The sequence below is a fragment of the Bifidobacterium eulemuris genome, from assembly GCF_014898155.1.
Lineage (GTDB): Bacteria > Actinomycetota > Actinomycetes > Actinomycetales > Bifidobacteriaceae > Bifidobacterium > Bifidobacterium eulemuris.
This window is the reverse complement of sequence record NZ_CP062938.1, coordinates 707668-733217: the sequence shown is the minus strand read 5'-3', so window position 1 is coordinate 733217 and position 25550 is coordinate 707668. Positions and strand designations below refer to the sequence as shown.

At 64.4% G+C, this 25550-nt stretch carries 16 protein-coding genes, 1 pseudogene and 1 riboswitch; of the genes and pseudogenes, 9 read left to right on the top strand and 8 right to left on the bottom strand.

Annotation, left to right across the window (positions count from 1 at the left end; all coding sequences use genetic code 11):
* Window positions 1–17: 17 nt before the first annotated feature.
* Both BE0216_RS03255 and BE0216_RS03250 read right to left on the bottom strand, forming a co-directional pair.
* Window positions 18–578, bottom strand: a complete 561-nt coding sequence (locus BE0216_RS03255; RefSeq protein ID WP_094635987.1) for a TM2 domain-containing protein — start codon at window positions 576–578, stop codon at window positions 18–20.
* A 101-nt stretch (window positions 579–679) separates the two neighbouring features.
* Entirely contained in the window at window positions 680–985 is a 306-nt protein-coding gene (locus BE0216_RS03250) for a YhbY family RNA-binding protein (RefSeq protein WP_072723810.1), read from the bottom strand.
* A 107-nt stretch (window positions 986–1092) separates the two neighbouring features.
* Window positions 1093–1245: riboswitch (FMN riboswitch) on the top strand.
* Between the two features lie 29 nt (window positions 1246–1274).
* Here BE0216_RS03250 and BE0216_RS03245 point away from each other — a divergent pair.
* From BE0216_RS03245 to BE0216_RS03225, 5 genes are all read left to right on the top strand, one after another.
* The gene (locus tag BE0216_RS03245; RefSeq protein ID WP_226805809.1) at window positions 1275–1874 is read left to right on the top strand and encodes an ECF transporter S component; all 600 of its coding nucleotides are present in this window, start codon (window positions 1275–1277) and stop codon (window positions 1872–1874) included.
* Window positions 1871–4450, top strand: a complete 2580-nt coding sequence (locus tag BE0216_RS03240) for an energy-coupling factor transporter ATPase (RefSeq protein ID WP_094635988.1) — start codon at window positions 1871–1873, stop codon at window positions 4448–4450. The genes BE0216_RS03245 and BE0216_RS03240 overlap by 4 nt, the downstream gene beginning before the upstream one ends.
* A gap of 63 nt (window positions 4451–4513) precedes the next feature.
* Complete coding sequence (locus BE0216_RS03235; RefSeq protein WP_404801803.1) at window positions 4514–5530, top strand: glycosyltransferase family 2 protein; 1017 nt, start codon at window positions 4514–4516, stop codon at window positions 5528–5530.
* Window positions 5531–5751: 221 nt separating this feature from the next.
* Window positions 5752–6519 carry a polyphosphate--glucose phosphotransferase gene (gene ppgK, locus BE0216_RS03230; protein WP_094636417.1) on the top strand — a complete coding sequence of 256 codons (768 nt, stop codon included), beginning with the start codon at window positions 5752–5754 and terminating at the stop codon, window positions 6517–6519.
* Window positions 6520–6671: 152 nt separating this feature from the next.
* Window positions 6672–7859 carry a pyridoxal phosphate-dependent aminotransferase gene (locus BE0216_RS03225; protein ID WP_169714236.1) on the top strand — a complete coding sequence of 396 codons (1188 nt, stop codon included), beginning with the start codon at window positions 6672–6674 and terminating at the stop codon, window positions 7857–7859.
* A 144-nt stretch (window positions 7860–8003) separates the two neighbouring features.
* Here the strand turns inward: BE0216_RS03225 and BE0216_RS03220 are convergent, their stop codons facing one another.
* The 3 genes from BE0216_RS03220 to BE0216_RS03210 all read right to left on the bottom strand — a co-directional run bounded on the left by BE0216_RS03220 (window position 8004) and on the right by BE0216_RS03210 (window position 12908).
* Entirely contained in the window at window positions 8004–8813 is an 810-nt protein-coding gene (locus BE0216_RS03220) for an ATP-binding cassette domain-containing protein (RefSeq protein ID WP_094635990.1), read from the bottom strand.
* Between the two features lie 29 nt (window positions 8814–8842).
* The gene (locus BE0216_RS03215; RefSeq protein WP_094635991.1) at window positions 8843–10507 is read right to left on the bottom strand and encodes an aryl-sulfate sulfotransferase; all 1665 of its coding nucleotides are present in this window, start codon (window positions 10505–10507) and stop codon (window positions 8843–8845) included.
* 133 nt (window positions 10508–10640) lie between these two features.
* Complete coding sequence (locus BE0216_RS03210) at window positions 10641–12908, bottom strand: hypothetical protein (RefSeq protein ID WP_420835648.1); 2268 nt, start codon at window positions 12906–12908, stop codon at window positions 10641–10643.
* Between the two features lie 95 nt (window positions 12909–13003).
* Between BE0216_RS03210 and BE0216_RS03205 the strand changes: the two genes are divergently transcribed.
* Window positions 13004–16348: a tetratricopeptide repeat protein gene (locus tag BE0216_RS03205; protein ID WP_169714237.1), complete on the top strand. Its 3345-nt coding sequence runs from the start codon at window positions 13004–13006 to the stop codon at window positions 16346–16348.
* A 100-nt stretch (window positions 16349–16448) separates the two neighbouring features.
* The gene (gene ligA, locus BE0216_RS03200; protein WP_094635992.1) at window positions 16449–19079 is read left to right on the top strand and encodes an NAD-dependent DNA ligase LigA; all 2631 of its coding nucleotides are present in this window, start codon (window positions 16449–16451) and stop codon (window positions 19077–19079) included.
* A 176-nt stretch (window positions 19080–19255) separates the two neighbouring features.
* Here ligA and BE0216_RS03195 read toward each other — a convergent pair whose 3' ends face one another.
* Window positions 19256–20380, bottom strand: a complete 1125-nt coding sequence (locus BE0216_RS03195; RefSeq protein ID WP_094636421.1) for an Mrp/NBP35 family ATP-binding protein — start codon at window positions 20378–20380, stop codon at window positions 19256–19258.
* Window positions 20381–20446: 66 nt separating this feature from the next.
* Window positions 20447–20569: pseudogene (locus BE0216_RS12120) on the bottom strand (iron-sulfur cluster assembly protein); the annotation flags it as partial.
* 476 nt (window positions 20570–21045) lie between these two features.
* Between BE0216_RS12120 and BE0216_RS03185 the strand changes: the two are divergent.
* Window positions 21046–22137, top strand: coding sequence for a glycerol dehydrogenase (locus BE0216_RS03185; protein ID WP_094635993.1), 1092 nt, complete (start codon window positions 21046–21048; stop codon window positions 22135–22137).
* A gap of 178 nt (window positions 22138–22315) precedes the next feature.
* On the opposite strand, the gene BE0216_RS03180 is transcribed toward BE0216_RS03185, so the two are convergent.
* Window positions 22316–23053 (bottom strand): hypothetical protein, encoded by a 738-nt coding sequence (locus BE0216_RS03180; protein WP_226805685.1) that lies wholly within the window; start codon window positions 23051–23053, stop codon window positions 22316–22318.
* A gap of 679 nt (window positions 23054–23732) precedes the next feature.
* Here BE0216_RS03180 and BE0216_RS03175 point away from each other — a divergent pair.
* A complete protein-coding gene (locus tag BE0216_RS03175; RefSeq protein WP_094635995.1) occupies window positions 23733–25484 on the top strand; it encodes an ATP-binding cassette domain-containing protein in 1752 nt (583 codons plus the stop codon).
* The last annotated feature ends 66 nt before the right edge of the window (window positions 25485–25550 follow it).

Below are 25550 nucleotides of genomic sequence, written 5' to 3'. Positions count from 1 at the left end.
ACTCTTTCGCGTCGTTGTCAGTCGGTGAGTTCCCTGCCGCTGGCGTCTTGGTGCCACGGGCTACCGGGCTGGCTGCACAGGATGAGAATCGCTTCGACCAGCGCCCAGATACCCGAGACGAGCGGTCCGACGATGACGATCCAGCCGACCAACGTCAGCAGCAGCTGCGCGACCGCCTTGCCGGTGTTGCCCAGATAGAAGTTGTGCACGCCCAGCGATCCCAAGAAGATGCCGAGTAGACCGGCGGCCAGTTTCGACTTGCCGCCATAGACGGGCATATACGGCTGGCCGTAGGGCTGCCCGTACGGCTGCTGGCCATACGGTTGGCCGGTGTATTGGGTGTACGGCTGCTGGCCGTAGGACTGGCCGGTGTACTGGGTGTAGGACTGCTGTCCGTACGGCTGCTGTTGCTGGGCGTACCCCTGCTGCTGGCCGTAGCCCTGCGGCTGTTCGTACTGCGGCTGGCTGGTGCCGCCCTGCGGTGCGTAGGAGTTCTGCGTCGACGCGTAGGAATCGGCCTGACCATAGCCGGACTGCTCGTTGTCGGGTTGGGGGACCTGCTGTTGGTAGTCGGTCATGGCTCGCTCCTTTACTCGATGATGCCGAGACGCTGTCGTCGGCCGTTATGCCCCATCCTCTCACAAGAAGGAGCTGATGGGCGCGGGGTGTAGCCGTGCGTTTACTCGCGCACCAGGCGGATATGTTCCACATCGTCGCGATGCGAGCGGCGGAAGAGCACGAAACGGTTGCCGATGGTCTGCACGACCTCCGCGCCGAGCCGTTCGGCGAGGTCGGCGGCCGCCTCCTTGGCGGTCAGTTCGGAACCGTTCTGCACGGCGCATTTGATGAGCTCGCGGCGTTCGATCAGATCGTCGGCCTGGTCCACGGCCGCGTCGGTCAGATCGTTCTTGCCCACGTGGAACACGGGATTGAGCTGGTTCGCGAGCGCGCGCAGCTGCTTGGTCTGCTTTTTGGTCAATGCCATATGAATCAAGTCCTGACTTGTGATGTGCGTTGGCTGATGGAATGTCTGGGTCCAGCTTAGCTGCACCCCATCCTCGGGCTTGTCGAGCGCGGGTTTTAGTTTGGAGGGGCAAGTTTCAGGGAAGGTGCGATTCCTTACTGGCGGTGACCCGCGTTCTTCGCTTCCATAATGGCGAACGCGGCAGCCCGCGACCCGCGCAAGCGGCTGATCCGGTGGGATTCCGGAGCCAACGGTTACAGTCCGGATGGAAGAAACGAGGGCTCAGATGAGCGTATCTTCGCATAACCATATGCATGCCACCACCAGCGAATCCAACGCGCACGAGGACGCGCGGCATAACGCGCATTCGACCGGCGTGGCCGATTCGGGGCGCTGGTCCACCAAACGCATCGCCATGTACGCGCTGTTCGTGGCGTTGGCGATGGTGACGAGCTTCATTGAATTTCCTTTGATTCCCGGCGTGCAGTGGCTCAAATACGATCCCAGCGGCATCGTGTGCCTGGTGGCCGGCTTCGCGTTCGGCCCCTCGGCGGCCGCGATCGTCAGCGTGTTGGGCTTTCTGCCGCATGTGTTCACGAATCCGTGGGGCACGCTGATGGCGGTGCTGGTGGCGTTGTGCCTGTCGGTGCCGGCCGCGCTGGTCTACCGCGGCAAGCGCACGCGTTCGCGCGCCCTGGTCGGCATCCTCGTCGGCGCGGTGTGCGCGCTGGCGGCCGCCCTGGTGGGCAATCTGCTGATCACGCCGATCTACGCGCATATGACCATGGCGCAGGTGGCGGCGATGATCGTGCCGATTCTGCTGCCGTTCAACCTTGTCAAATTCGCCATCCATGCCGTCGTGACCTTCCTGGTCTACAAGCCGGTGTCGAATCTGCTGGACCGGGCATGAGCGGTTCCCTTGCCGATGCCATCGCATCCGATGTCGCGCCGGACGCCGCCATCGCGCGTTTGGAGCATGTCCGTTTCAGTTACGATGAGGGCGCGACCTGGGCGTTGGATGACGTGTCGTTGGCCATCGCCCCGGGCGAATACGTGTGCCTGACCGGGGCGAACGGTTCGGGCAAATCCACGCTGGCACGTCTGCTATGCGCGTTGAGCGCGCCCGATGGCGGCGTCGTAACTCTGTTGGGGCGGCGCGTGTTCGATGAGCACGGCGCGCACGCCGACAACTATCGGATGGCGCGGCGTGGCATCGGCGCGGTGTTCCAGAATCCGGAGGACCAGATCGTCACCACCGTCGTCGAGGACGACGTGGCCTTCGGCCCGGAGAATCTTGCCGTGCCGCGAAACGACATCGGCTCCCATATCGCCGACGCGTTACGCGCGGTGGACCTCGCCGACATGCGCGCGGCCGATCCCACGCGCATGAGTGGTGGGCAGCAGCAGCGCGTCGCCATCGCCGGCATGCTCGCCATGCGACCGCGCATGCTCGTGCTCGACGAGCCGACCGCCATGCTCGACCCCGAAGCGCGGGCGGAACTGCTCGCGGTGCTCGACACGTTGCATGCGCGGGGCACGACCATCGTGCATGTCACGCACCACGCCGACGAGACGGCGCGCGCCTCCCGCGTCATCCGTTTGGAGTCCGGCCGCGTCGCCGCCGACGGCCGGGCATGCGCGACGGACGCCGCGCCGACGGCTGACGATTCCTCCACTGGTGTGGCCTGCGATGACTCCACCAGCGTGGCCGGCGATTATGGCGAGGCGGCGGACGGCCGCGCCGAATCCTCAGCGCGTATGGGGACGGATGAATCGGGTCCGGCATGGCGGAATCCGCAGAACGAACCCCATCAGCCACCGTCGGGCGCAGCACGACCGGAGGGCGAGACGCGTCCGGCCTCTGACGTCGAACCGGCCGTCCGAGTGGAACATGTGTCCTTCTCCTTTTCCGGTGCCGCGAATCCGGCGCTTGACGATGTGTCGTTCGAGGTGCGCCGGGGCGAGGTCCTGGCCATCATGGGACGCAACGGTTCCGGTAAATCCACACTGGCCCGTCTGCTGTGCGCGTTGGACGTTCCAAACCGCGGCGATATCACGGTCGGGGGAGTGCGGGTCGCCAAGGGGCGGGCGTCGGGCGCGTCGAAACGCGCGCCGCGCAAGGCCTTGCGCGAACTGCGCCGGCAGGTCGGCTACGTGATGCAGCATCCCGAACGACAGCTGTTCGCCGAAACGGTCGCCGACGACGTGGCCTACGGTCCGCGCAACCAAGGCCTGTCGGAGCGTGAGGTCGCCGAGCGCGTCACGCAGGCCTTGTCGATGCTGGGGGCCGAGTATCTCGCCGACCGCGACCCGTTCAGCCTTTCCGGCGGGCAGCGGCGTCTGGTTGCGATCGCCGGCGTGCTCGCCTGCCGCCCGCGCGTACTGGTGCTCGACGAGCCCACCGCCAGCCTGGACGAACGGGCGAGCGCCGCGATCCGCCGGTTGGTGCGCGAACTGCGCGCCCAGGGTGTGACGGTGCTGATCGTCACCCATAACGCGGATGAGGCGCGCGAACTCGCCGACCGCGTACTGGTTATGCGGCACGGGCGAGTGGCGTCGCTGCTTGCGGTGGATGATGTCTTCACCGACGAAGTCGAACTGAATGACGATGGTGGGCGGACCGATGTCGCAAGTGAATCAGGCGAAACCTCCGCAGACTCCGACCGCGTGGCGAAACGGCCTTCCCACGAGGGGAGTCCGCGTGCGAACCTGTCCCGCGCACCGCTGGCTCAAGTGGACCCGCGTGTGAAGATGGTCGCGTTCCTGGCGATGATGTTCACCGCCTTCGCCATCGCCACACCGGCGCAACTGGCGCTGTGCGCGGCGATGACGGCCGGGCTGATCGCCGCGGCGCGTCTGCATCCGATGCGGCTGCTCGCCTCGGTGCGCGCGTTCCTTGCGCTGTTCGTTGTGATGGGGTTGCTGAACGTGTTCTTCGTGCGCAGCGGCACGCCGATCGCCCAATTCGGGCCGATTACAATCACCGACGAGGGCGTGGGCATCGCCGTGCTGTACGCATGCCGCTTCGCGCTGGTCATCGTCATGGGCGCGATCTTCTTGGAAACCACCACCCCCACGCGGATGACCGACGCGTTCGCGTCGCTGCTGAGCCCATTGCGCCGTCTCGGCGTGCACACGCAGGAGTTGTCGCTGGTGTTGAGTCTTGCCCTGCGGTTCATCCCCACGCTCATGCAGGAGACCATGGCCGTCGTCGACGCGCAGTCGGCGCGCGGCGGCGGTGTCGAAACCGGCACGCCGATGCGGCGGATCAAGGCGTTGTCCGCCATCATCGTGCCGGTGTTCGCCGGGACGCTGCGCCATGCCGGCAACCTTGGGCTCGCCTTGGACGCGCGCTGCTATGAGGAGGGGATCCGCCGCACGCAGTGGCATGCGATGCGTGTCTCTTCGCGCGACATCGTGTTCGCCGCGCTCGCCGTGATCTATATCGCGGCGCTGCTGGCCGTTCCCACGCTCGCCTTGCGGTGACGGGCCCCTGTCTTACGGGCGGCTGTCCCGGCGGGTTGTCGCTCGCCTATGGCGGGTGCAACAATGGAAGGCATGACTCAAGCCAAGAAAACCATCGACAAGCTCGCCCTCATCGTCACCACGTACAAGCGCCAGCAACTGCTCGGCACTCTGTTCGACTCGATTCTGGCGTTGGAGCAGGCGCCGTGGCGCATCGTTATCGTCGACAACGAGCATTCCGATGAGACGGCCGCCATGGTGGCCGGGCTTTCGCAGAAGGTCGCCGCCCAGTGGGGCGCCACCGTGGCCGATCGAAGCGGCAACGAATCCCGTGTGGTGTATGCGCCGCAGAGCGAGAACCTCGGCGGCGCGGGCGGTTTCTCCGCCGGTGTGGGGAAAGCCTACGAGCTGGGTGCCGAATGGTTCTGGGTGATGGACGACGATGTGGCCGTGCTGCCCGATGCCATCGCCAAACTCGCCAAATGGACCGACCGGCATGAGGTGGTTCAGGGATCGCGCTTCGACTACGACGGCGGTCCGTTCTATTGGCAGTACGACTTCATCGTGCCGTTGGGCATCCCCAACCCGATCGCGCCGGCCGCGTTCGGCAACGCGGGATATCGTGTGATGAACACGCTGTGCTTCGAAGGCGGCCTGTTCAGCCGTCGTGTGGTCAAGGAGATCGGCCTGCCCGATCCGCGCTTCTTCATCTATTGGGACGATACGGTCTACGGCTATCGCGCCAGCAAGGTCACCAATCCGATCGTCGTGCCGGACGTGATTCTGCGCCGCACCCGCGAGATCGGCAACTGGGATATCGCCGGCGTGCGCCAGCTCAACTCCACCTCCGACATGAACCGCTATCACATCATGCGCAACCGCGGCTATATGGCCCGCTATTTCATGGTGCACGGCGACTTCCATCCCTTCCTGTTCGGCGTGGGCACGCTTGCCACCGCCGCCAAGGAGCTGATCCGTCTGGTGATGGTGGACCGTGAGCATGTGCGCACCGGCGTGGTGAAAATCGCGCAGGGATGGTGGGATTCGCGCAAGCTGCTGCATGATCCGTCGTGGAAGCCGATGCCCGCGATGAAGGACTGACCGGCTGTCTTCCCGCTTTCGACCCGTGTGTCGGACGCGTGTGATTCGGCTTATGCGTATCGTTGGCTGTGCCGAGCTCCATGTCGACACGGTTTCGGCATGACAGGTTATGCGATCGTTTGCACCGTTTATGCTTCAGCACCCGCGTGTTGGGCATGCGGCGAGTTAGAATTCCCCTTACCGGTTCCGATAACACCCACACCCCTGAAGAGAGGTCAATGATGATTGAAACAGCACAGGCCTTCGGCGTCGATATTGGCGGCTCCGGCATCAAGGCCGCGCCCGTCAACCTGGAGAAGGGCGAATTCGCCGAGCCGCGTCTGAAGATCCTCACCCCTGAGGTCTCCACTCCGCAGGCTGTGGCCGCCATCGTGCGCCAGCAGCTCGAGCATTTCGAGGTGCCCGAGTCCGCGCCCGTCGGCATCGCGTTCCCGGCTCCGATCAAGCCCGGTCAGAAGCTTGATTTCATGGCCAATCTCGATCAGTCCTGGATCGGTGTGGATGTCACTGAGGTCTTCTCCGAGGCGTGCGGACGCCCGGTCGTCGTGGTGAACGACGCCGACGCCGCCGGTTTGGCCGAACAGCAGTTCGGCGCCGCCAAGGGCCAGGATGGCCTGGTCGTGGCCACCACGCTCGGCACCGGCATCGGCACCGCCCTGATCTACAACGGCGTGCTGATCCCCAACAGCGAGCTCGGCCACATCATTCTCGACGAAAAGCATCTGGACGCCGAGAAGTACGCCGCCTCTTCGATTCGCGAGCAGAAGGACCTCGGCTACAAGAAGTGGGCGAAGCGTCTGACCAAGTACTACGGCCTGATGGAAACCTACCTCAACCCCGACCTGTTCGTGGTCGGCGGTGGCGTGAGCCGCATGAGCGAGCGTTTCCTGCCGTACATCGAAATCAAGACCCCGATCGTTCCGGCCAAGCTGCGCAACGAGGCCGGCATCGTGGGCGCCGCCTACTACGCCAGCACCAAGCAGGCCTGACGTCACCATCAGGTGCGACGTACCTGATGACGTAATCCGAAAACGAATGCCACCCAATCCGGGTGGCATTCGTCGTATCCGGCCCGTACTCCACACGTTGACGGTGCCCGGGCAGCAGGGGATTGACGGACATCTTCGCTACAGTGGGGCGCATGACCGTGCGTTTCTCATCCCGCGTGGATATCCGCGAACCCAATCCGATCGCCGTGGCCGAAGCCCACGCCAAAGCCGAGGGCGTGGCACTCGGCCGGCTCAACGACTCCAATCCCACACGCCACGGATTGGCACCGGCTCTGGTTCCGGGTGTCTACACCGCCGACCCGCGCGGCCCACGCAAGGCGCGCGAATCCCTGGCCGCTTTCCTTGCCTCCCGTATGGCGGGATGCCTGGTCGATCCGGACGACCTGTACCTGCTCAGCTCCACCTCGCAGGCCTATTCGTGGCTGTTCAAACTGCTGTGCGATCCGGGGGATGCGGTGCTCGCGCCCAAGCCCGGCTATCCGCTGATCGAATCCATCGCCGCGCTCGAATGCGTGGACACCATCGCCTACCGGTTGCGCTACGACGGATCGTGGTATATCGACACGGGCGAACTCGCCGCGCTGCTCGACTCCGAGGCCGGTGCCCGCGTGCGCGCGCTGGTGCTCATCAACCCCAACAATCCCACTGGATCCTACGTCAAGCCCTCCGAGCGCGAGACGCTGGTCAATTTATGCGCCGCGCATGGTGTGGCCCTGATCGCCGACGAGGTGTTCTACGACTACACGCTCGAACCGTTCGCTGGCAACGCGCGCATGGCGGGGGAGCGTGGCGCGCTCACGTTCGCATTGGATGGATTCTCGAAAATGCTGGCCGCGCCGCATGCCAAGGTCGGTTGGATTCAGGTTTCCGGACCCGACCATGACGTGGCGGAGGCGAAACGGCGTCTGGACGTCATCGCCGACGACTATCTGCCTATGAGCGATCTGATCGCGCAAGCCATCCCCGGCCTGCTGGACGCGGCCGCCGGCCAGACCGCGCGGGTGCGTGAGCGGGTGCGCGGCAATCTCGCGCGTCTGCACGAACTGCTGGACCAGGACGATTACGGCGTGACCAGCGTGCTGCGCGCCGAAGGCGGCTGGAACGTGCTGGTGCGCGTGCCGTCCGTGGTCGACGAGAACGAGCTGGTGCTGCGCCTGATCGAAGAGCGTCGCATCACCGGCCAGCCCGGCTATTTCTTCGATATGGAATCCAACGGTTATCTCGCCGTCTCGCTGCTGCCCGAACCGCAGGAATTCGAGCGGCTGATCCATTCAATGCTCTCGGTTATCGATGTGATGACGCAAGAAATAATGGCCTAACGGAGTTTGGTGTGTCGGGCTTTGAACCGCTGCTCATGTAAAACGATTGATTCTCAAGTTTGGCGTGCGGAATCGACCTTGCTGGGAAAATCCGACACACCAAACTCTTCTTTCCCTGTCGAAGACAGGGAAAGAGTGAGTGTTTTAAGCGCGTAACGCCGCGGCCTTGTCGCGGATGAGCCGCTCGTAGAACTCGACGGCCTGCGCGGGCGCGCCGTCGAACGCGATGGATCCATCGTCAAGCACCAGCGCGCGGTCGATCGCGTATTCGGGACGCGTGATCATCGCCGTGTCATGCGTGGCGAACACCACCTGCTTGTCGTAGCCGAACAGCGCCTCGGCCACATGCCGCGTGCCGATCTCATCCAAGCCCTTGCTCGGCTCATCGGCGACGATGGCGCTCGGATCGAAGCTGAGCGCGGCCGCGATGGCCAGCAGATGCCGCTTTTCGGAATCCAACTCGTCGGCGCGGCGTCGGGACACGTCGGCCAGCGAGAAATGCGCGAACAGGTTGCCGATCCGCGCCTGACGTTCCGAAAGCGGCACCTTATGCTTCTTCAATGCCTCGTCCACGGCGTCGCCGATGGTGGTCGCACGGTAGAAGGCGTTGGGGATCTCCTCGCGGCGCACGCGGCCGATCAGTTGGTCGATGCGTTTCCGGTCTCGTTTGGAGGCGGTGTTCAGTGTCTCCTCGGCCGAATTCCCGCCCGCGTCATGGACTCCTTGGATCGTCACCGTGCCGCGGGTCGCGTCGAGGGATCCGTCCAACAGGCCCAGCAGCGTGGACTTGCCCGAGCCGTTCAATCCGATGACGGCGACGCGACGCTCGGTGATGGCGAGCGACGTGGGTTCGAGTCCCACCTGTCCGTCCTCATAGGTGTGGCCCGCGCCATCGAGTGTGAAACGCAATGAGGCCGGTCGGGGCAGGTCGCGAGTGGTGAAGAACAATCCCATGCCTCCCCATTGTAGGGTGTGCGCGAACCTCAGGCGAAGTAGAAGCCGGAGAAGTCGTAGCTGTACACGCGGTAGATGTATGTGGTGTTCAGCGCCATGCTGTACTGCGCCTTGAGCGTGCCGTCCTCGCCGTAGACGCCGAACAGGCCCTGCATGCCCGAATCGATGAGGATGTCGCCGTCGTCGAGCTCCTGCGCGGAGCTCACATACGCCGAATACGGCACGTCGAAGCTCGACACCTCGGTGTAGGTTCCGGCCGTCTCGTCGACCAGATACCTGCGGTACTGCGAGTACGCGCCCTCGGTGGCCGGACTGTAGGCGGTGTTGATGCCGTCGATCACGGTCCAGTCATAGTCCGGTCGGGTCGCCGCATAGCCGAAGGTGTTGTCGAACATGTACAGGTAGTATTGGCCGTCCTCCAGCGAATCGTCGGCCACATAGGTGATGGAGTGCTGTCCGCCGGTGTCGGGGAAGTCGCCGTCCTTGGTCAGGAATGCCGCCTGGTATTCGGTGCCGTCCCACACGGAATCCTCGCCGATCATATACTCCAGCGTCGGCGTGCCTTCGATGTCGGCGACTTTGATGATCGTGGAGGTCTCGCGCGCCGACAGCAGCGCCGAGCCGTCGGGCAGCAGCTGGATGGTGTTGATGTGGATCCAGTCCCAACGGTTCGTGGCGTCCGGATCGGATTCGTCGGTGCCCGCGTGGTCGGTGGACTCCTTGTAGTCGGGGAACATATCGCCCAGATCGAGCAGCAGGTCCACCTCGCCCGAATCGGTGTCGAGACGCACGATCTGGTCCTGCACGGTGTGGTCCTCGCGCGTCAGATCGGTGGCGAGCAGCACGATGTCGCCGTCGTCGTCCATCGCGTAATCGTGGTGCAGGATGAACTGGTCGCCCAGATTGTAGATCTTCTCGAGTTTGCCGAGATTGTTCATACCGACCATCAGATGCGTGGACGCGGAGAACCACATCAGGCCCTCATCGTCGAACAGAATGCGGTGCGAACGGTAGAAAGGAACGGGCACCTCGCCGCGCAGCACGCCATCGGTGTCGTAGTAGAACATGAAATCCTGCTCGTCGCTGTCATTGCCGAGGATCGCATACAGCCCGTCGCCCAGATCGGTGCCGTCGTCGGCGGTGACGGTCCGCTCGAGCTGGACCTCCTCGTTGCCCAGCAGTTTCGCGCCCGTGCGCGTGACGGTGCTGGTGGTCGTCCCGCCGTCCTCATCGGTGATGGTGAAGACGATGGTGTTCTTCTCTTCGGGAATCAGTCCGATGACGGTGAACTCATGTTCCGTCTGGTATTCCTCGTCCTGCGCGACCGAACGCGTGAAATCCGGATAGCCCTCCACCGAGATCGTGTAGCTGACATTGGACGGCTCGTCGGTGGTGAAATACACGTACAACGACGTGGTGTTCGTGCCGTAGGGATTCTCCTCGATGAGCATGTCGTCGACGGTGTGCCCGCCGTCCGCACGGGCTTCGGCGAGCTTCTCGTCCGCCTTCTGCTGGTAGTCGTCGGTGTAGATTTGCTCCACATAGTCGTTCAGCAGATCCACGCGGCGCTCCTGAAGCGCCTCGGACATGTCGGATTGGGTGAGCATACACATGCCGACGGCGATAAGCGTGGTGACCATGGCGGTGGTCCATGTGAGGACGCGTTTACGACTGATGCCATGCGTGGAACTCATGGGATGATGCGCTTTCTTACCTAATGGTTGCCGGATGGGACGAATCAAAACAACAGTATGGCCGATGCCTTGGGAAAACGCATCCACATGCTCAAAAAACGCTGGGAAAAACGGTGATGCGAACCGTGGGCTTTTAGTCCATAAGCAGAGAGAACCAGGACTGCACCTCGTGGAACAGACCCGCGTTATTGGCGATCAACGCGTCGCTGCGGCCCACCACAAAACAGGAGACCACGGCGACCAACAGCATCCACATCAGCAACAGCATCACCACCACGCGGGCCAGCCAGCGCGCCGGCGTCACCACGCCTGCGGCGGAGGCCTCCACATTGGCCACCCCCAATCCGGTATTCGGCACCACAGCCGGTTCGGTGAGCAGCACGTCGGCGGCGCGCTTTTGGCGGCCGTTGATCGCACGCAATACCACCGGCAGAGCCGCCAGCGCGACCATCCAGGCGAAATCGGCCATATACCGCCATCCCAAACCGGCCACGGCGCTGTCGAACACGGTGAGCGCCGCAGCCAACGCGAGACAGGTGAGCAGGAACGGACGGTATCCGCGCAATTCGAGCCGGCGCATGAACGGCAGCAGCAGCGCGGCGAGCAGCAGCGGGCACAGGCAGAACAATCCGCCCACCATCGGCTCGTAGTAGCTCCATTCGGGCATGGGGGCGGGGGAGACGGCGAGGAAGGGGAAACTCTCGGTGAAACGCAACGGCAGGAACAGGTAATAGCCCACCACCAGCGGCATATCCGCCCATGGGGTGGCGTAGCGCGTCATATCGGCCACCGTGATCTGATAGGCGTTGCCGAAATCAAGCGGGGAACCGAAACGGGCGATATTCCACGCCATCAACGGCGCCAGCACCACGGCGGCGGGAATGATCATCGCCAAAGGCGCGCGCAACGCCGCGCCCACGCTGGTGCGACGGGCGCGCAGGTCGGCGACCATGGCGCGTATCTGCGGCCAGAACAACGGGAACGCGAGCAGCGCGGTCAACGCGAACGTGGGGCGGCATCCGAAATTCGCGGCGATGCACAACGCGCCGGCCGCCAGCCTGGGCAACGACAGCGGTTTGGCGTCGCCCGCCTGCCAGCGGTCGGCGGGACGCAGCGGGCGTTTGGAGGTATCGGCCCCGAGCCAGAACCACAATCCCAAACAGGTGAGGGTCAGCGAGGCGACGAACGGCACCTGGTAGAAATTCGTGCGGAACAGCAGATATCCGGTCTGCGCGCCGATCAGCACCATCGTCACCATCATGGAGGCGGCCGCCAATGACGTATGCGGGGCGATGCGGCGGATCAGCCGGACCACCAGCAGCCTGGCGCATACGATGAACGTGAACGCCAGCAACTGCTCGGCCGCGGCGGTCGGCAGCATACGGCCGGTGAACAGACGGAACGGCACGAACAGCAGCGCGGCGGGCAGCACACCGAAATACGAATACCAATGACCCTCATAGAAGGCGTAATCCCAATAGATCGGACTGACGCCCTGGGCCAACAGCTCCTCGCGCTGCGTGACGTCATACGGGTTGTCCGCCGAAGCGAGCGCGTCCGGCACGTCCAGATCCAGCCAGGTGCGGCCTGCGATCAGGGAATCAGCCACATGCGCGTACTGGTCGAAATCATACGTATAGTTGCCGTCCGTATGGAAGGTCAGCGGCGAGGCGTAGGCGATCTGCGCGGCCACCGAAACGGCGGTGATCGCAGCCGGCACCGCCATCACCGCGATGAAACCCACCCGCTGCGACAGACGCGACGGATCAAGCGGAACACGCCACAGACGCGAGCGCGGCCGCCAGACGGCGACCAGCGCCAACACGGCCAGCATCACCGCCACACGGGCCATATTGAATTCGAACGGCACACGCACATTCGCCCGGGCCGCCTCGAACGCGACCCGCGTGCCCTTCGCCTCCTGGATCCACACGCGCACGTCGCCTGCGCCGACCGCCTTGACGATCAGACTGCGTGGAGCGTCCGACGATACCGACGCCGTGCGCCCCGACTCGCCCGCCACATCGACCCGCACACGCATGCTCGTGCGGGGGACGGCTGCCTCCTCGTCATCGCTTTCCGCCAGACGTTGCAGCGCCTGCTCCAGAACCTCATCCGACACCGGATCGAGGCGCAGATAGTCGGAGGTGCCGTCCGCGGTCAGCCGCAGATACGCCTGCGTGGGATCGGTGACGGTGAGCAGACCGTCCTCGTCGCGCGTGAGGCCCGGTCCCAGCGTGTTGTACGCCGCGTTCGTATCGGTGCTCGCGCCCAGCGAACGCCAGAACGGCAGATTGAACACCGCGCATTCGACCAACAGCACCGCCGCAAGCGCCAGCGCGACGACGGCGATGCGGCGTTTGGCCGCGCGGCCCAGCCTGCGGCGGCGGGACACGCGCACGCGAGGGGCCTCGTCGGCGCGAGGATGACGATTCCATACAGACACCCCATTATTCTAACGGCTTCATGTCGGGGAAACAGGAGAGAATGTGAACCATGCCTCAACGAACACCGAACGCCCAGGAACGGGGGAAGGGCCGCGGCATACGTGACCTGCTGTATTCGGTGGGCGCGCTCGCCGGCTCACTGACAGGCTCGAGCGAGCCTCCTTCGACCAACCCATTCGGCGATGCGCTGCGAGAAGCCAGCGAATCGTCCGACGGGCTCATCGCCCAGCTGACCAAGCGTTCCATCGCGCTCAATCCGATGGTGAAGCGGCGTCTGTTCCCTGAACTGCAGAACGTGCCCGACGGGCTCACCCTCGGTTGGGCGCAGCTGCCGCAGACCAACGGCCGCGGCTTCAGCCTCGGCGTGTTCTCCGACAGGAACCATTTCGCGCAGATCGCGTTCGCCGACCATCGCGGGCGCGTGTTCGCCGGCACCGATCCACAGATGGACACGCAGCCGCTCGAACCGCGGTTCATGTTCGGCAAGGAGCAGGATCCGGTGCTCGCCGACGGCGCGCGTCTGGGCCGCCGGGATCTTGGCGAGCCGATCCGCGTGGTGACCGGCGGGGTGATCGGCCGCGACGATACGGGGCGGATGACCTGGCTGGCCGCGTGGCTGAAGAACGGCAAACGCTATACGTTGGAGCAAAGCCGCGCCGACCTTCCCGCCGCGTTGCGTCAGAATCTCGAATACCGCGACGCCATCGCCATCGCGTTCTTCGCCTGCTATCTGCTGCCGCAGATGAACGGTCTGCTGGTCGGGTTCGGCTCGGGCAACATCTTCCGCCGCCTCAACCGCGAGGCGCCGATCGGAGCGATCCGCCGTTCGGTGCGCGACACGCTCGAGGCGCGCGCCCACGGTCTGCGCGCCTCCGGACTGGAGGACCATTTCGCCGATCTGATGCGCGAGGCAGGCGCGATGGACTCCCTGGACGGACTGGAGGCGGTGCACGGCGCGGAGCCGCTGCATCTGTACACCTCCAGCTATTCGGGAAGCTACTTCTTCGCATGGGACCAATCGCTGCCTTTCGGCTCCGCGTTGAAATCCCTGAAAATCGAAGGCAACCTCAACCGCTTCGCCGCGGTGAGCGCCTGGCTGGAGAACAACGCGGCCCAAGGCCTGAGTCCCACCGAAGACACGGTGACGCGCGCCGAAGCCGCGCAGATCGACATGCGTCTGCTGGAGAACCCCGCCATCATCGCCCTCAAACCCTACGGCGACGGCGACGTGACCCGACTGGTGGGATTGGCGGGACGCACCGCCGAGGAGATGCGTGAAAACCATCCCGATCCCATCGGCGGCGAGCGGCGGACCTCCGAATGGGTGTGCCGCCAGGCGTTGTCGTCCCTGCTGAGGCGGTTGCGTCTGCCGTATCGTTTCGATGTGGAGTTCCGCGCCGACCTCGAGCAGCGCAATGTGGCGATCGGCTTCACCACCGCCGGCACCTCCATGATGCCCGACAGCCGATACGACGACAAACGCCATACGTGGCGCACGTTGAGCGACGCCGACCGCGCCGCGATGAGCGCCGCCTACAATCTGCGCGTCGGCCTGATCATGGCCGCGCTCAGCTTCGGAGTCGACCCGCATGTGGAACGGGTGTCGCTGCATATCGACTCCATCGGTTTGGAGGAGGCCGTCGCCGAACAGGATTCGGCCATCGAACGGCTGATGAGCGAGGCCCTGAGCGCCTTCGAGCATCTACGCAACGGTGATGGAGGACATGCCCGCACCAAAGCCGATCCGAAGGACGGCGACGTGCACGGCGACCCCACGCGTCCCATCACCCACGACGAGCCGCGCCCGGCGATCGCCTCCGCGGATCCGTTGGATATGGTCGCCGAGATGGCGCAGGCCGACGCCTCCGCCGCGGACCTGGACGGGCAGAGCGTGGACTCGCGCTTCGAGGACCTGATGCGGGACATCGACATCGACGACATGACCTTCGCCTCGTCCGACCTCACCGACGACCGCGGCGATTTCGACGACATGGATGACATGGACGATATGGATGCCGTGCCGCAAGGCGGTGCCGGCGGCCTCGACGATCCGATGAGCGTGCTGCGCCGCAATCCCACCGTGCGCAATATGGTGTCCGTGACCTTCACCCGCGCGGAGTTCCTCGCGCGTCTCGCCGAGGACGGGCTGGAACATCCGAACGAGACCTATCGCATATTCGACGCCAATATGGATGTGGACGAGCAGGGGGGACTTCGGCCCGTGAACGCCGGATTCGACCTGCGTGACGCGCGCTTCTCCCCGATGGGATCCCAAGAGGAGCCGGAACTCGTCCAGGAGACGTTCTCTCCGGCCGTGGCGCGCGTGCTCGGCACCGCGGACAGTTCGGGCCTGTCCATCCAACGCGAGGATCTGCTGCAGCGCGCCGTCGTCGACTTTCATGGCATCGCCGCGGACGCGTCGCTGGATGCGGTCTCCAAGGCGCAACAGGCGATGCGGGTGGTCGAAAGGATCTCCGATCCGGAATTGACCGAGCTGGCGCCGCGTGTCACCAGCGCGCTGATCGATGGCAAGGACACCCCCGACATCGAGTTCACGATGGCCGAGGATCTGGACAAGGAGCGCGTGCGCGCACGTGACCTGCTGTTCTCGGGTCAGACCGAACAGGCGGTCGCCATCATCGAGGAGGCGTTGGAGCGGTTCGACGCGATCGTCGACGCCAACCCCGGTGTGCCCCGCTATTTCAACTCCTACGCCGAGCGCGTGGTGTACAACCGTCTGTTCGCCACGTCGGACGAGCATACGGTGCTGATCCCCGACAACCTGTTCTACGCGCATATGGAGTTGGGCGACATCCTCGCCCAACTCAAAGGACCGAAAGCCTCCCTGCCGCATCTCAACCGCATGGTCGCCTACGCGCCCGCGTATCCGCTGACGCATCTGCGCCTGGCCATCCAACTGGCCCGCAGCGAGGACTGGAACTCCGCCCGCGCCGCCTGCCTCAACGCCCTGCGTGTGGCGTTGGACCGTTCCGACGCCGCGTTCGCCTACTATCGCTTCGCCTACTCCGAATGGATGCAGGACCGTTTCGACACCGCGGCGGCCGCCTACATCATGAGCGACCATATCAGTCCCGGCCAGATCGGCGCGTTGGAGACCGAACTGCAGGAGCTGGTGGCGCGCGCCGACTCGCAATGCGTGCGCGTGCCCGAATCCGTGCCCGACGCGGTCGCGCTGCTCGAATCGCGCGATCTGCCCGTCTGGCCGCATACCGAAGTCGCCCCGATCGTGCGTGACGCGGCGCGCGTGTGCGTGGATGAAGGCATGTTCGTGCCCGCCCGTACCTTGTCGGTCGCTGCGGCGCGGATGAACGACGGCGAGGGCGACAACATCGACGTGGTCCAAGCGCAGTTCCTCCGCTCGCTCAGCGCCTGAATCCAGGCATGATTCCGCGCCGCCCACGCGCCATAGGGCGAGTCGGGCGTGCGCGCCAGTCGGTAAAATAGCCGAAAGCGAACGTAAGAAAAGGAGTGTCATGACGGACGAGCAGCTGGCTTGGGATTTCGACGGTATGCGGGATGACGCCCCTGTGACGCCCAGTTCGTCGTCGATCTCCCGTTTCGAGCCGGGGAGCGCGCCCTGGATCGCCGCCCTGCAGTCCGACGATGACGATGCGATGCTCCTCGACCGTTTGGACGTGACATCCATGGACGCCGACGACGCCGCCCGGCTGTGGGCGCGCGTGGCCGCATGGGTGGAATCCGACCAGATCGCCTACTATATCGACGACGCTCCGGTCAGTTCCGACGCCGCCTATGACGCGCGCATGCGCTGCCTGGAACGCTTGGAGGCGTCGTTCCCTGCATTGGACAACCCGCAGTCGCCCACGCACCGCGTCGGCGGCACCTTCTCCAATGATTTCGCGTCGGTGCGACACCCCTCGCGCATGATGAGCCTGGATGACGTGTTCTCCATCGAGGAGCTGCGTGATTGGTACGAATCCGTGCTGCGCGACCTCGATTGGCCCGAAGGCAGGCCGCTGCCGATGAGCTGCGAGGTGAAAATCGACGGCCTGGCCCTGAACCTCGTCTACCGTAACGGCGTGCTCGAGCAGGGACTGACGCGCGGCGACGGCGTCACCGGCGAGGACATCACCCTGAATGTGCGCACCATCGGCACCATTCCGGCGAATCTCGGCGGTCCCGCCGAGGATGTGCCGCAATTCGTGGAGATCCGCGGTGAGGTGTTCATGCGATGGGATGACTTCCGCGCGTTGAACGCCGAACAGGAGGAGGTGGGACGCAACCCCTTCGCCAATCCCCGCAACGCGGCCGCAGGATCCTTGCGCCAGAAGGATCCGCGCATCACCGCCACACGCCGTCTGAGTTTCTACGCGCACGGACTGGGGCGGCTCGACTGGGGTGAGGGACGCCCGGACGATTCGCATGATGCGGTGGCTGACCAGTCGCAGGCCTACGCGCTGTACTCCAAGTGGGGCGTGCCCGTTTCGCCGCACAACCGGTCCGCGGGATCCTTCGACGAGGTGCTGGCGATGATCGACTATTACGGCGAGCATCGCGGCGACATCGAACACGCGCTTGACGGCATCGTCGTCAAAGTGGACGATCTGGCCTTGCAGCGCACGCTGGGCGCGACCTCGCGCGCGCCGCGCTGGGCCGTCGCCTACAAGTATCCGCCCGAAGAGGTGAACACCGAACTGCTCGACATCACCGTGCAGGTCGGGCGCACCGGGCGGGTGACGCCGGTCGCGATCTTGAAGCCCGTGCATGTGGCCGGCTCCACCGTGGCCCGCACCACCCTGCACAATGGCTATGAGGTGGCGCGCAAAGGCGTGCTCATCGGCGACACCGTGGTGGTGCGCAAGGCGGGCGACGTGATCCCCGAACTCGTCGGGCCGGTGTTGGAGCGGCGTAAGGGGCGCGAGGCGTCGTTGCGCGAGTTCGTCATGCCCACGCATTGCCCCTCCTGCGGCACGCTTTTGGCACCGGCCAAGGAGGGCGATAAGGACATCCGATGCCCGAATATGGAAAGCTGCCCCGCGCAGCTGACCGAACGGGTGATTTCGCTGTCGATGCGCAAGGCCTTCGACATCGAGCATCTGGGCGAGCAGAGCGCCATCGCGCTGACCAATCCGGAGGAGAACCGTCCCGAATCGGCCGCCACCTACGCGCCGGACATCACCGAGATTCTGGTCGGGCCGGGCGAGGAGCCGGAGAGCTACGTGCCGCCCGTCGGGTTGGAGCTGCCTGCGCCGCAGACCCCGGTGCTGCGATCGGAGGCGGGATTGTTCTCGCTGGGCGTCGATGATCTGCGCGACGTGCGCGTATGGCGTGAGGCCGCGATCATCGAAGTGCGCGAGACGACGGATGCGAAAGGCAAACGCAAAAAGTTACGCAAACGTCTGGGAGGGTCGGGCCTGTGGCATCAGGTGCCCGCCTTCTGGACTTCGCCGGCGCCGGCGGGCAAGCGCAAGGGGGGCGGTTATGACGTGCCGGCGGACGCGGTGGTGGTGCGTGAGGAGACGAAAACCTCGCGCGACGGCACGGTGACGCGGATTCCGGTGATCGTCAAGCCGATGGAGAACACGCGCAAAATGCTCGACGAGATCGACAAGGCCCGGCATGCCGATCTGTGGCGCGTGCTGGTGGCGCTGTCCATCCGCCGGCTCGGCCCGCCCACGGCCCGCAGCATCGCGTCCGCCTTGGGATCATTGGATGCCATCGCCTCGGCCAGTGTGGAGGAGCTGTCCGCCATCGACGGCATCGGACCGGAGATCGCGCAGTCCGTGGTCGACTGGTTCGCGGCCGCCCGCGAGCCGGGGGATTGGCGTGGCGAGACGTTGCGGGCCTGGCAGGCCGCCGGCGTCGGTCAGGCTGTGGCCGAGACCAGCACGCTGGAACAGACGCTGGCCGGCCTGACCGTGGTGGTGACCGGTTCCTTGGAGGGATTCTCGCGTGATTCCGCCAAAGAGGCGATCATCTCGCGCGGTGGCAAGGCCGCCGGCTCGGTGAGCAAGAAAACCGACTATGTGGTCGTCGGCGAGAACGCGGGGTCCAAGGCCGTCAAAGCCGAGGAGCTCGGTGTTCCGATTCTCGATGAGGACGGGTTTGTGGCGTTGTTGGCGAATGGGCCTGTCGCGCAGTAGCGCAAAGGCCTGGCGCACGGAAGTGGTCGCCCCGCCTGCCCGTGCGACCCTTCTTTACCTCTCAAACGAACATAAGAATGGCGGTTTTCCTTGGAAAATCGCCATTCTTTACAATCGCGAACCTCACAGGAGACGTTCGTTTCATGTAAGGAAAAGTCGCACGCGACGTGCCGTCGTCATGCTTTGTGCGAACCCGCGTCCATCAAACCCAACGCCAACTCCCTAAACGAGCGCGCCAACGGCGTGTCAGCCAGCGAACCATCCTCCGCCAGCACCGCCGGACGTCCATCCTCACCGGTCTCACGCACCTCGGGCAGCAACGGAAGCTGCGCCATCAGCGGCACGTCATATCCCAGCGCCTCGGTCAGCTGGTCGGAGACGCGACGGCCGCCGCCCGCGCCGAAAATCTCCAGACGCTCGCCCTTATGCTCGTAGAAACTCATATTCTCCACCACGCCACGCACGCGCATCGGCACCTGCAAGGCGACCAAGCCGGACCTCACGGCGATGTCGGAGGCGGAGGGCTGCGGCGTGGTGACCACCACCAGCTCCGCGTTCGGCAGCGCCTGCGCCACGGAAATCGCCATATCGCCCGTGCCCGGCGCCAGGTCGAGCAGCAGCACGTCGGGCTCGCCCCACCACACGTCGGACAGGAACTGCTCCAATGAGCGCTGCAGTCGCGGCCCGCGCCACAGAATCGCCCGGTCGGCCCCGGCGAACATGCCGATGGAGATCAGCTTGACCCCCCATGCGGTCACCGGCATCAGCATGCCGTTGAGATTGGTGGGTTGGGTGCGCACGCCGAACAGTCGCGGCAGGGAGAACCCGTAGATATCCGCGTCGATGGCGGCGGTGTCGTAGCCCAACGCGGCGAAGGTGGCGGCCAGATTCGCCGTCACCGAGGACTTGCCCACGCCGCCTTTGCCCGAGGCGATGGCGAAGATGCGGGTTTTGACGCCCGGCTTGGTGAAGGGGTTCTGCTTGCGTTCCGCCTTGAGTCCGGCGACCAGATCGGCGAGTTTGTCGCGGCTCATCGACGAGACTTCGATATGCGGGGTGAGTGCGGCGTGCGGATAGGAGGCGACCGCGCCGTTGATCTGGTTGGTGATGGTTTCGCTGAGGGGGCAGCCCTCGACCGTGAGCTCCACGCGCACCGTCACGTCATATGCCTGGAGTTGGGTGGTTTGGCTGGACTGGTTGGATGTCGCGGACTGGTCGGACTGATCCTGGCCCGTCGGGTTGGATAGGACGGATTCGTCGGCCCGGTCGGGGGTGTCGGTCCGGTCGGGGGTGTCGGACAGATTGGTCCGGTCCTTTTGGTCGGGTTGGTCGGACGGGACGGGCTGATCAGACGGGACGGCCTGATCAGACGGGACGGCCTGAATGGCGGCGATCATACCTAAATCGGTGACGGAACGGCCGAGCTCGGGGTCGATCACCCGGCTGAGGCGTTCGTAGATTTCGGCTTCGATCTGGCGTGCGTCGACCATGTGGCTCCTCCTTTGTACGGACCGCCTACCACCCTAGCGGCAAGCCGCGCGGCTTTCCAGAGTGCGACGCGGGGATTTTGCGAAAGTCGTCGTATCCGGGTTTTCGCGGAGCATGGACGGGCGAATGTTCGGCAGGACGCGGCGGAACCTTCGGGCGGGACGCGGGACGGAATCAACCTGTTTGCGGAAGTCGGGTCGGGGCGGAATCAAGCCGTGGATAGAAGTCGGGCTGGATACGGAGGAGTCGGGTGGAACCGTTGGTCGGGACGCGGGACGGAATCAGCCTGCGGACGGAAATCGGACGGGATGCGGCTGCGGTGTCGGTCGGAATTAAGCCGCGGACGGAACTGTGTCACCGCTTCGCCATAGGCTGGATTCACCGCCGCAATTCCGCGGCGGTCCGACGTCCGGCGTCTCCCGTGTCGAAGACGACACCTGCTGACGCACCGTCGGCACGTCCATGAAGGAAAACCATTATGAGAAAAGTTCTTGCCGCTCCAGGCACCTATATTCAGCACGAAGGCGCGCTGTCCGCGTTGGCGAACGAATGCGAGGGGCTGGGCGCCTCCAAGGCGTATCTGATCGTCGACTCGTTCATCGACGGCGTGTATCGCGACGATATCGTGTCCAGCTTCGAGACTGCGGGTATGCCGTACGTCTACGCGGTGTTCGGCGGGGAATGCTCCGACGAAGAGATCACCAAACATCGCGAGGCCCTCGACGGCTCGGATATCGTGTTCGGCATCGGCGGAGGCAAAAGCATCGATACCGCCAAAGCGGTCGGCTATTACGCCGGCGGGCTCGACGTGGCCATCGTGCCGACCGCCGCGTCATCCGACGCGCCGTGCTCGCGCCTGTCCGTGATCTACACCCCCGACGGACAGTTCGACCATTATCTGCCGCTGGTCAGCAATCCGACCGCGGTGATCATGGACGTCGAACTCATCGCGAAGGCGCCGATCCGCCTGCTGGTGTCGGGTCTGGGCGACGCGTTCGCCACCTATTATGAGGCCGCGGCCTGCGTGAGGTCGAACGCCACGACCATGGTCGGCGGGCATCCGACGCATGCCGCGTTCGCCATGGCCAAACTGTGCCACGAGCTGGTCACCGGCGAGGGGGCGAAGGCCGTCGCCGCCGTCCGCAAGGGCGCGCGCACCCCGGCCGTGGAAAGCGTGATCGAAGCGAACACCCTGCTGAGCGGACTGGGATTCGAAAGCAGCGGACTTGCCGCCGCGCACGCCATCCATAACGGTCTGACCGCGCTGGCCGGCACCCATCAGTATCTGCACGGCGAAAAGGTGGCGTACGGCACGCTCGCCCAACTGGTGCTGGACAATCAGCCACTGGACGTGCTGAAGAAGGAATACCGCTTCTTCCGCACGGTCGGACTGCCGACCACGCTGGAGGGCATCGGCATCGGCGACGCCACCGACGAGGATCTGCTCAAAGTCGGCGAACTGGCCTGCGCTCCGGAAGACACCATGGGCAATATGCCTTTCGAAGTCACCCCGAGTGACGTCGCCGCCGCCCTGCGCGCCGTCGACGAGCTGAACGGCATTATCGACTAAGGGGCGGGTTCGCACGGAGCGGGACCGGGGCTCCGTTCGTGCGACCTTTTCTTACATGAACCGCACATGCCGTGTGAGGGCGTATGAGTAAAGGATGGCGGCTTTCCAAGGAAAGTCGCCATCATCATGTTTGTTTGGGTGTGATTTGAGGGTCGCACGGATGCTATTGAGAATGGTTCTATGCGCTGAACCACGACCATAGGGCACGCTGCCGGGAGACGATGCCCTGGGCCGTTTCAAGGAACTTCCGCCGTGACTCCTCCGTTTCGAGATGGTCGGCCGTCACGTACAGAATCACCCATCCTTTCTGCGTAAGTTGGTTCTGCCGCAGGTAATCCGCCTGCATCTGGTCGGGCTCGGCGTGATGGTACCCCTGGTATTCGAATCCGACTTTGCACTCGGGGTACGCGAGGTCGATCAGACGATATCGGGAGCTTCCGGGGATGTCCACGCGCCAGTTCGCCTGAGGTCTGCCCAGTCCGCCCTTGACCAGCAGCTGGAACAGGTCGGCCTCCTTGGGAGAATCGGTGTTCTCCACAAGCAGTGGGATCGCCTCCAAACAGGTCGCGTGCGAGCGGATCGTCGGATTCGCCTCGATATATCGGGTGATCTCGTCTATGGTGGTGACTTTGTCGCGTTTGTCCCGCCGCAGCAGCGACGCTCCGATGACGGCGAGTTGCGCGGCGGTGCAGAACGGCGCCATCTGCGACCATGCCGCGGGAGGCGCGAACACCCAGAATTGTTCCCAGTTCTCTTTGCGCAATGCGGGCTCTCCCCGAAACACGTGGAATTGCACGCCCTGCACTTTCTTGCGTTGGCTGGCTTTGGGTACGCTGACGTGCACGACGTCGCGACGTATCGTTATCGTCTCCGGCACCGACGCGCCCCAATACCGCAACGCGTTGATGTGACTCACCCACAGTGGCGCTGTGGTCCGCCCGGCGGCCTCATTGCAACGTCGGCGTTCCATCCGTCTCAGTCCGACGGCCTGGTCATGCATAAAACTACTCATGTTCCGACGCTAAAGTGGGTGTGCGTCTGAGCGCAAGCCGAACGCGGTCATGTGGTTCTAGCCTTGGGTACGGTGTGTCCGGTGCGAGGCGGCCGAACCGTCACGCTGTTCGGGCAAAGCGTGCCTACGATTAGCAGGCATATGGCCAATGCCCTTCATGATTTCAGTTGTCGCAAAAGTTGCGACAACTGCTGGACATATCAGGTTGACCGAGGTCGCACGGAGTACGAGGTGGCTGTCTTTCGTGAGACCTTTTGTCACATGAACCGCACACATTGTGTGTGGTCGGTTCGATGTAGATTAGTTGTTTTCAAAGATCCGTCCTGCGGGATGTTCGTTTGAGTCTGATATGAGGGTCACACGGGCTGTTGTTGGCGGTGGTGTTGTGGGATACCCGTCGAAGTGCTACTCTGGGAGCGGCGATGATGAAATCGAGAAAGGGTCCGCGGAACGATGTGGCTGTGACGGTGACGGATTGCGCTGAAGAGGAGCGTGCGCGTTGATGCGCACTGCCGCGCGTCGCCCGCCGCTGCCGTCATAATCGTACAGTCGTCACAGTGCGCCTGGGCATCAAGGAGATGCTATGGCACTTTCGTTATCACATGTCTCTTTTACATATGAAGGCGCTCCCGAACCGTTGTTCGATGACGTCAGCGCGACTTTCCCACGCGGGTGGAGCGCGATATTGGGCGACAACGGCATCGGCAAATCGACTCTGGCGAATATCGCCGTAGGACGATTGACCCCGGACCAAGGCAAGGTCAGCCCGTCGCCGCGCGGATTGGTCGTCGGATATTGCCCGCAGCGCACCGTCGAGACGCCCGAAAGACTGGAGGATTTCGCAGCCGATTGGTCGCCCGAGGCGATGACGGTGCGCGAAACGCTCGGCATCGATGACGAATGGTGTTACCGGTACGACACCCTGTCAGGAGGCGAAGCCAAACGTGTGCAGGTGGCCTGCGCGCTCGCCGCACACCCCGATGTGCTGGTGCTGGACGAACCGACCAACCATGTGGACGGGCCGACCCGGAACTCCATCGCACGCGTCATGCGTACGTTCCGTGGCATCGGCATCGTCATCTCCCACGACGTCGCGCTGATCGACGCGACCTGCGATCGGTGCGTCTGCTTCGAGCGACGGCATATTCGCGGACGCAACGTCACACAGGTCATCATCTACGCCGGAGGATATTCGAGGATGATTCAGGCGCGACGGGAGCGGGAACGGAGCGAGGCGGACGCTCTGTCCGCGGCCCGCCGTGAAACCGCCCGTCTGGTCGATATCCAGACGACGCGTCATACCAAGGTCCAGCAGGTGGAGGCGGCCAAGCGTCAGGGGCGGCGGGTCGATCCCAAAGACCATGACGCGCGCGCCGCCCGCAAACTGGCGCGTTCCACCAGTCTGGACTCCGGCGTGGGGCGCGCCTATTCCCAACTCGATGGGCGCGTCGCCGCGGCCCGCGCTCAAGCGGAGAATCTGACGACCGCGGCGAAACGGTACGACGGAAACATCTGGCTGGATATCGAACCGAGCCACCGCTCCGAACTGGTGCGTCTGGAATCCGGGGTGATCCGTTACGGCGGTGAGCCAGATGATGCCGTGCGGAATGTGGGACCGTCTTGCGGTGGAGTTGGCCAGCCTGTGATTGCGAACGCGAGGTTGCTTGTCGATCCAGATGGCGTTTGGCGGGTTGCGGCGATGGATGCGTCTCAGATGACGATGGCGGGTCCCCAGCAACTGGCCTCAGTTGAATCGCATGAACCAGACCCGAAAGACTTTTGCGGAACCGGTGAACTCCCAGTCGGGCGCGTCGCCCCGGCGGAGCAACCGCAAGACTCCCACGGAACCGGTGAGCCAGTCGGCGGCGTGGCGATTCCGACGTTGAGTGTGGGCCCGCGCGATCATATCGTCATCATCGGTCCCAACGGATTGGGCAAGTCGACGCTGATGCGCGCGTTGGTGCGGGCCGTGCCCGATGACGTGCCGTGCCTTTATATCGCGCAGAAGGTGACGCAAGCCGAGTGCGACGCGGCGGTGGCGGAGTTGGCGCGGCTGACCGCAGCGGATAGGACGCGTGTGCTTGCCGCCTTCGCGCAACTCAACGCCGACCCCGACGTGCTGGTTTCGGGACGGCCCCTGTCGCCGGGGGAGTCGCGCAAACTGCTGTTGTGTCTCGGTTTGGTCCGCGACCCGCAGCTGATCATCATGGATGAGCCGACCAATCATTTGGATTTGGGATCAAAAGAGGCGCTTGGCCGGGTGCTGAGTGGTTTTCGGGGCGCGGTGATTGTGGTGAGCCATGAGGCGGGTTCGCACGGAGTGTGGGGTGGGTGAGTGCCGTGCGACTTTTCGTCACATGAACCGCACGTGCCGTGTGCGGTCGCGTCGGTGGGAAACGTT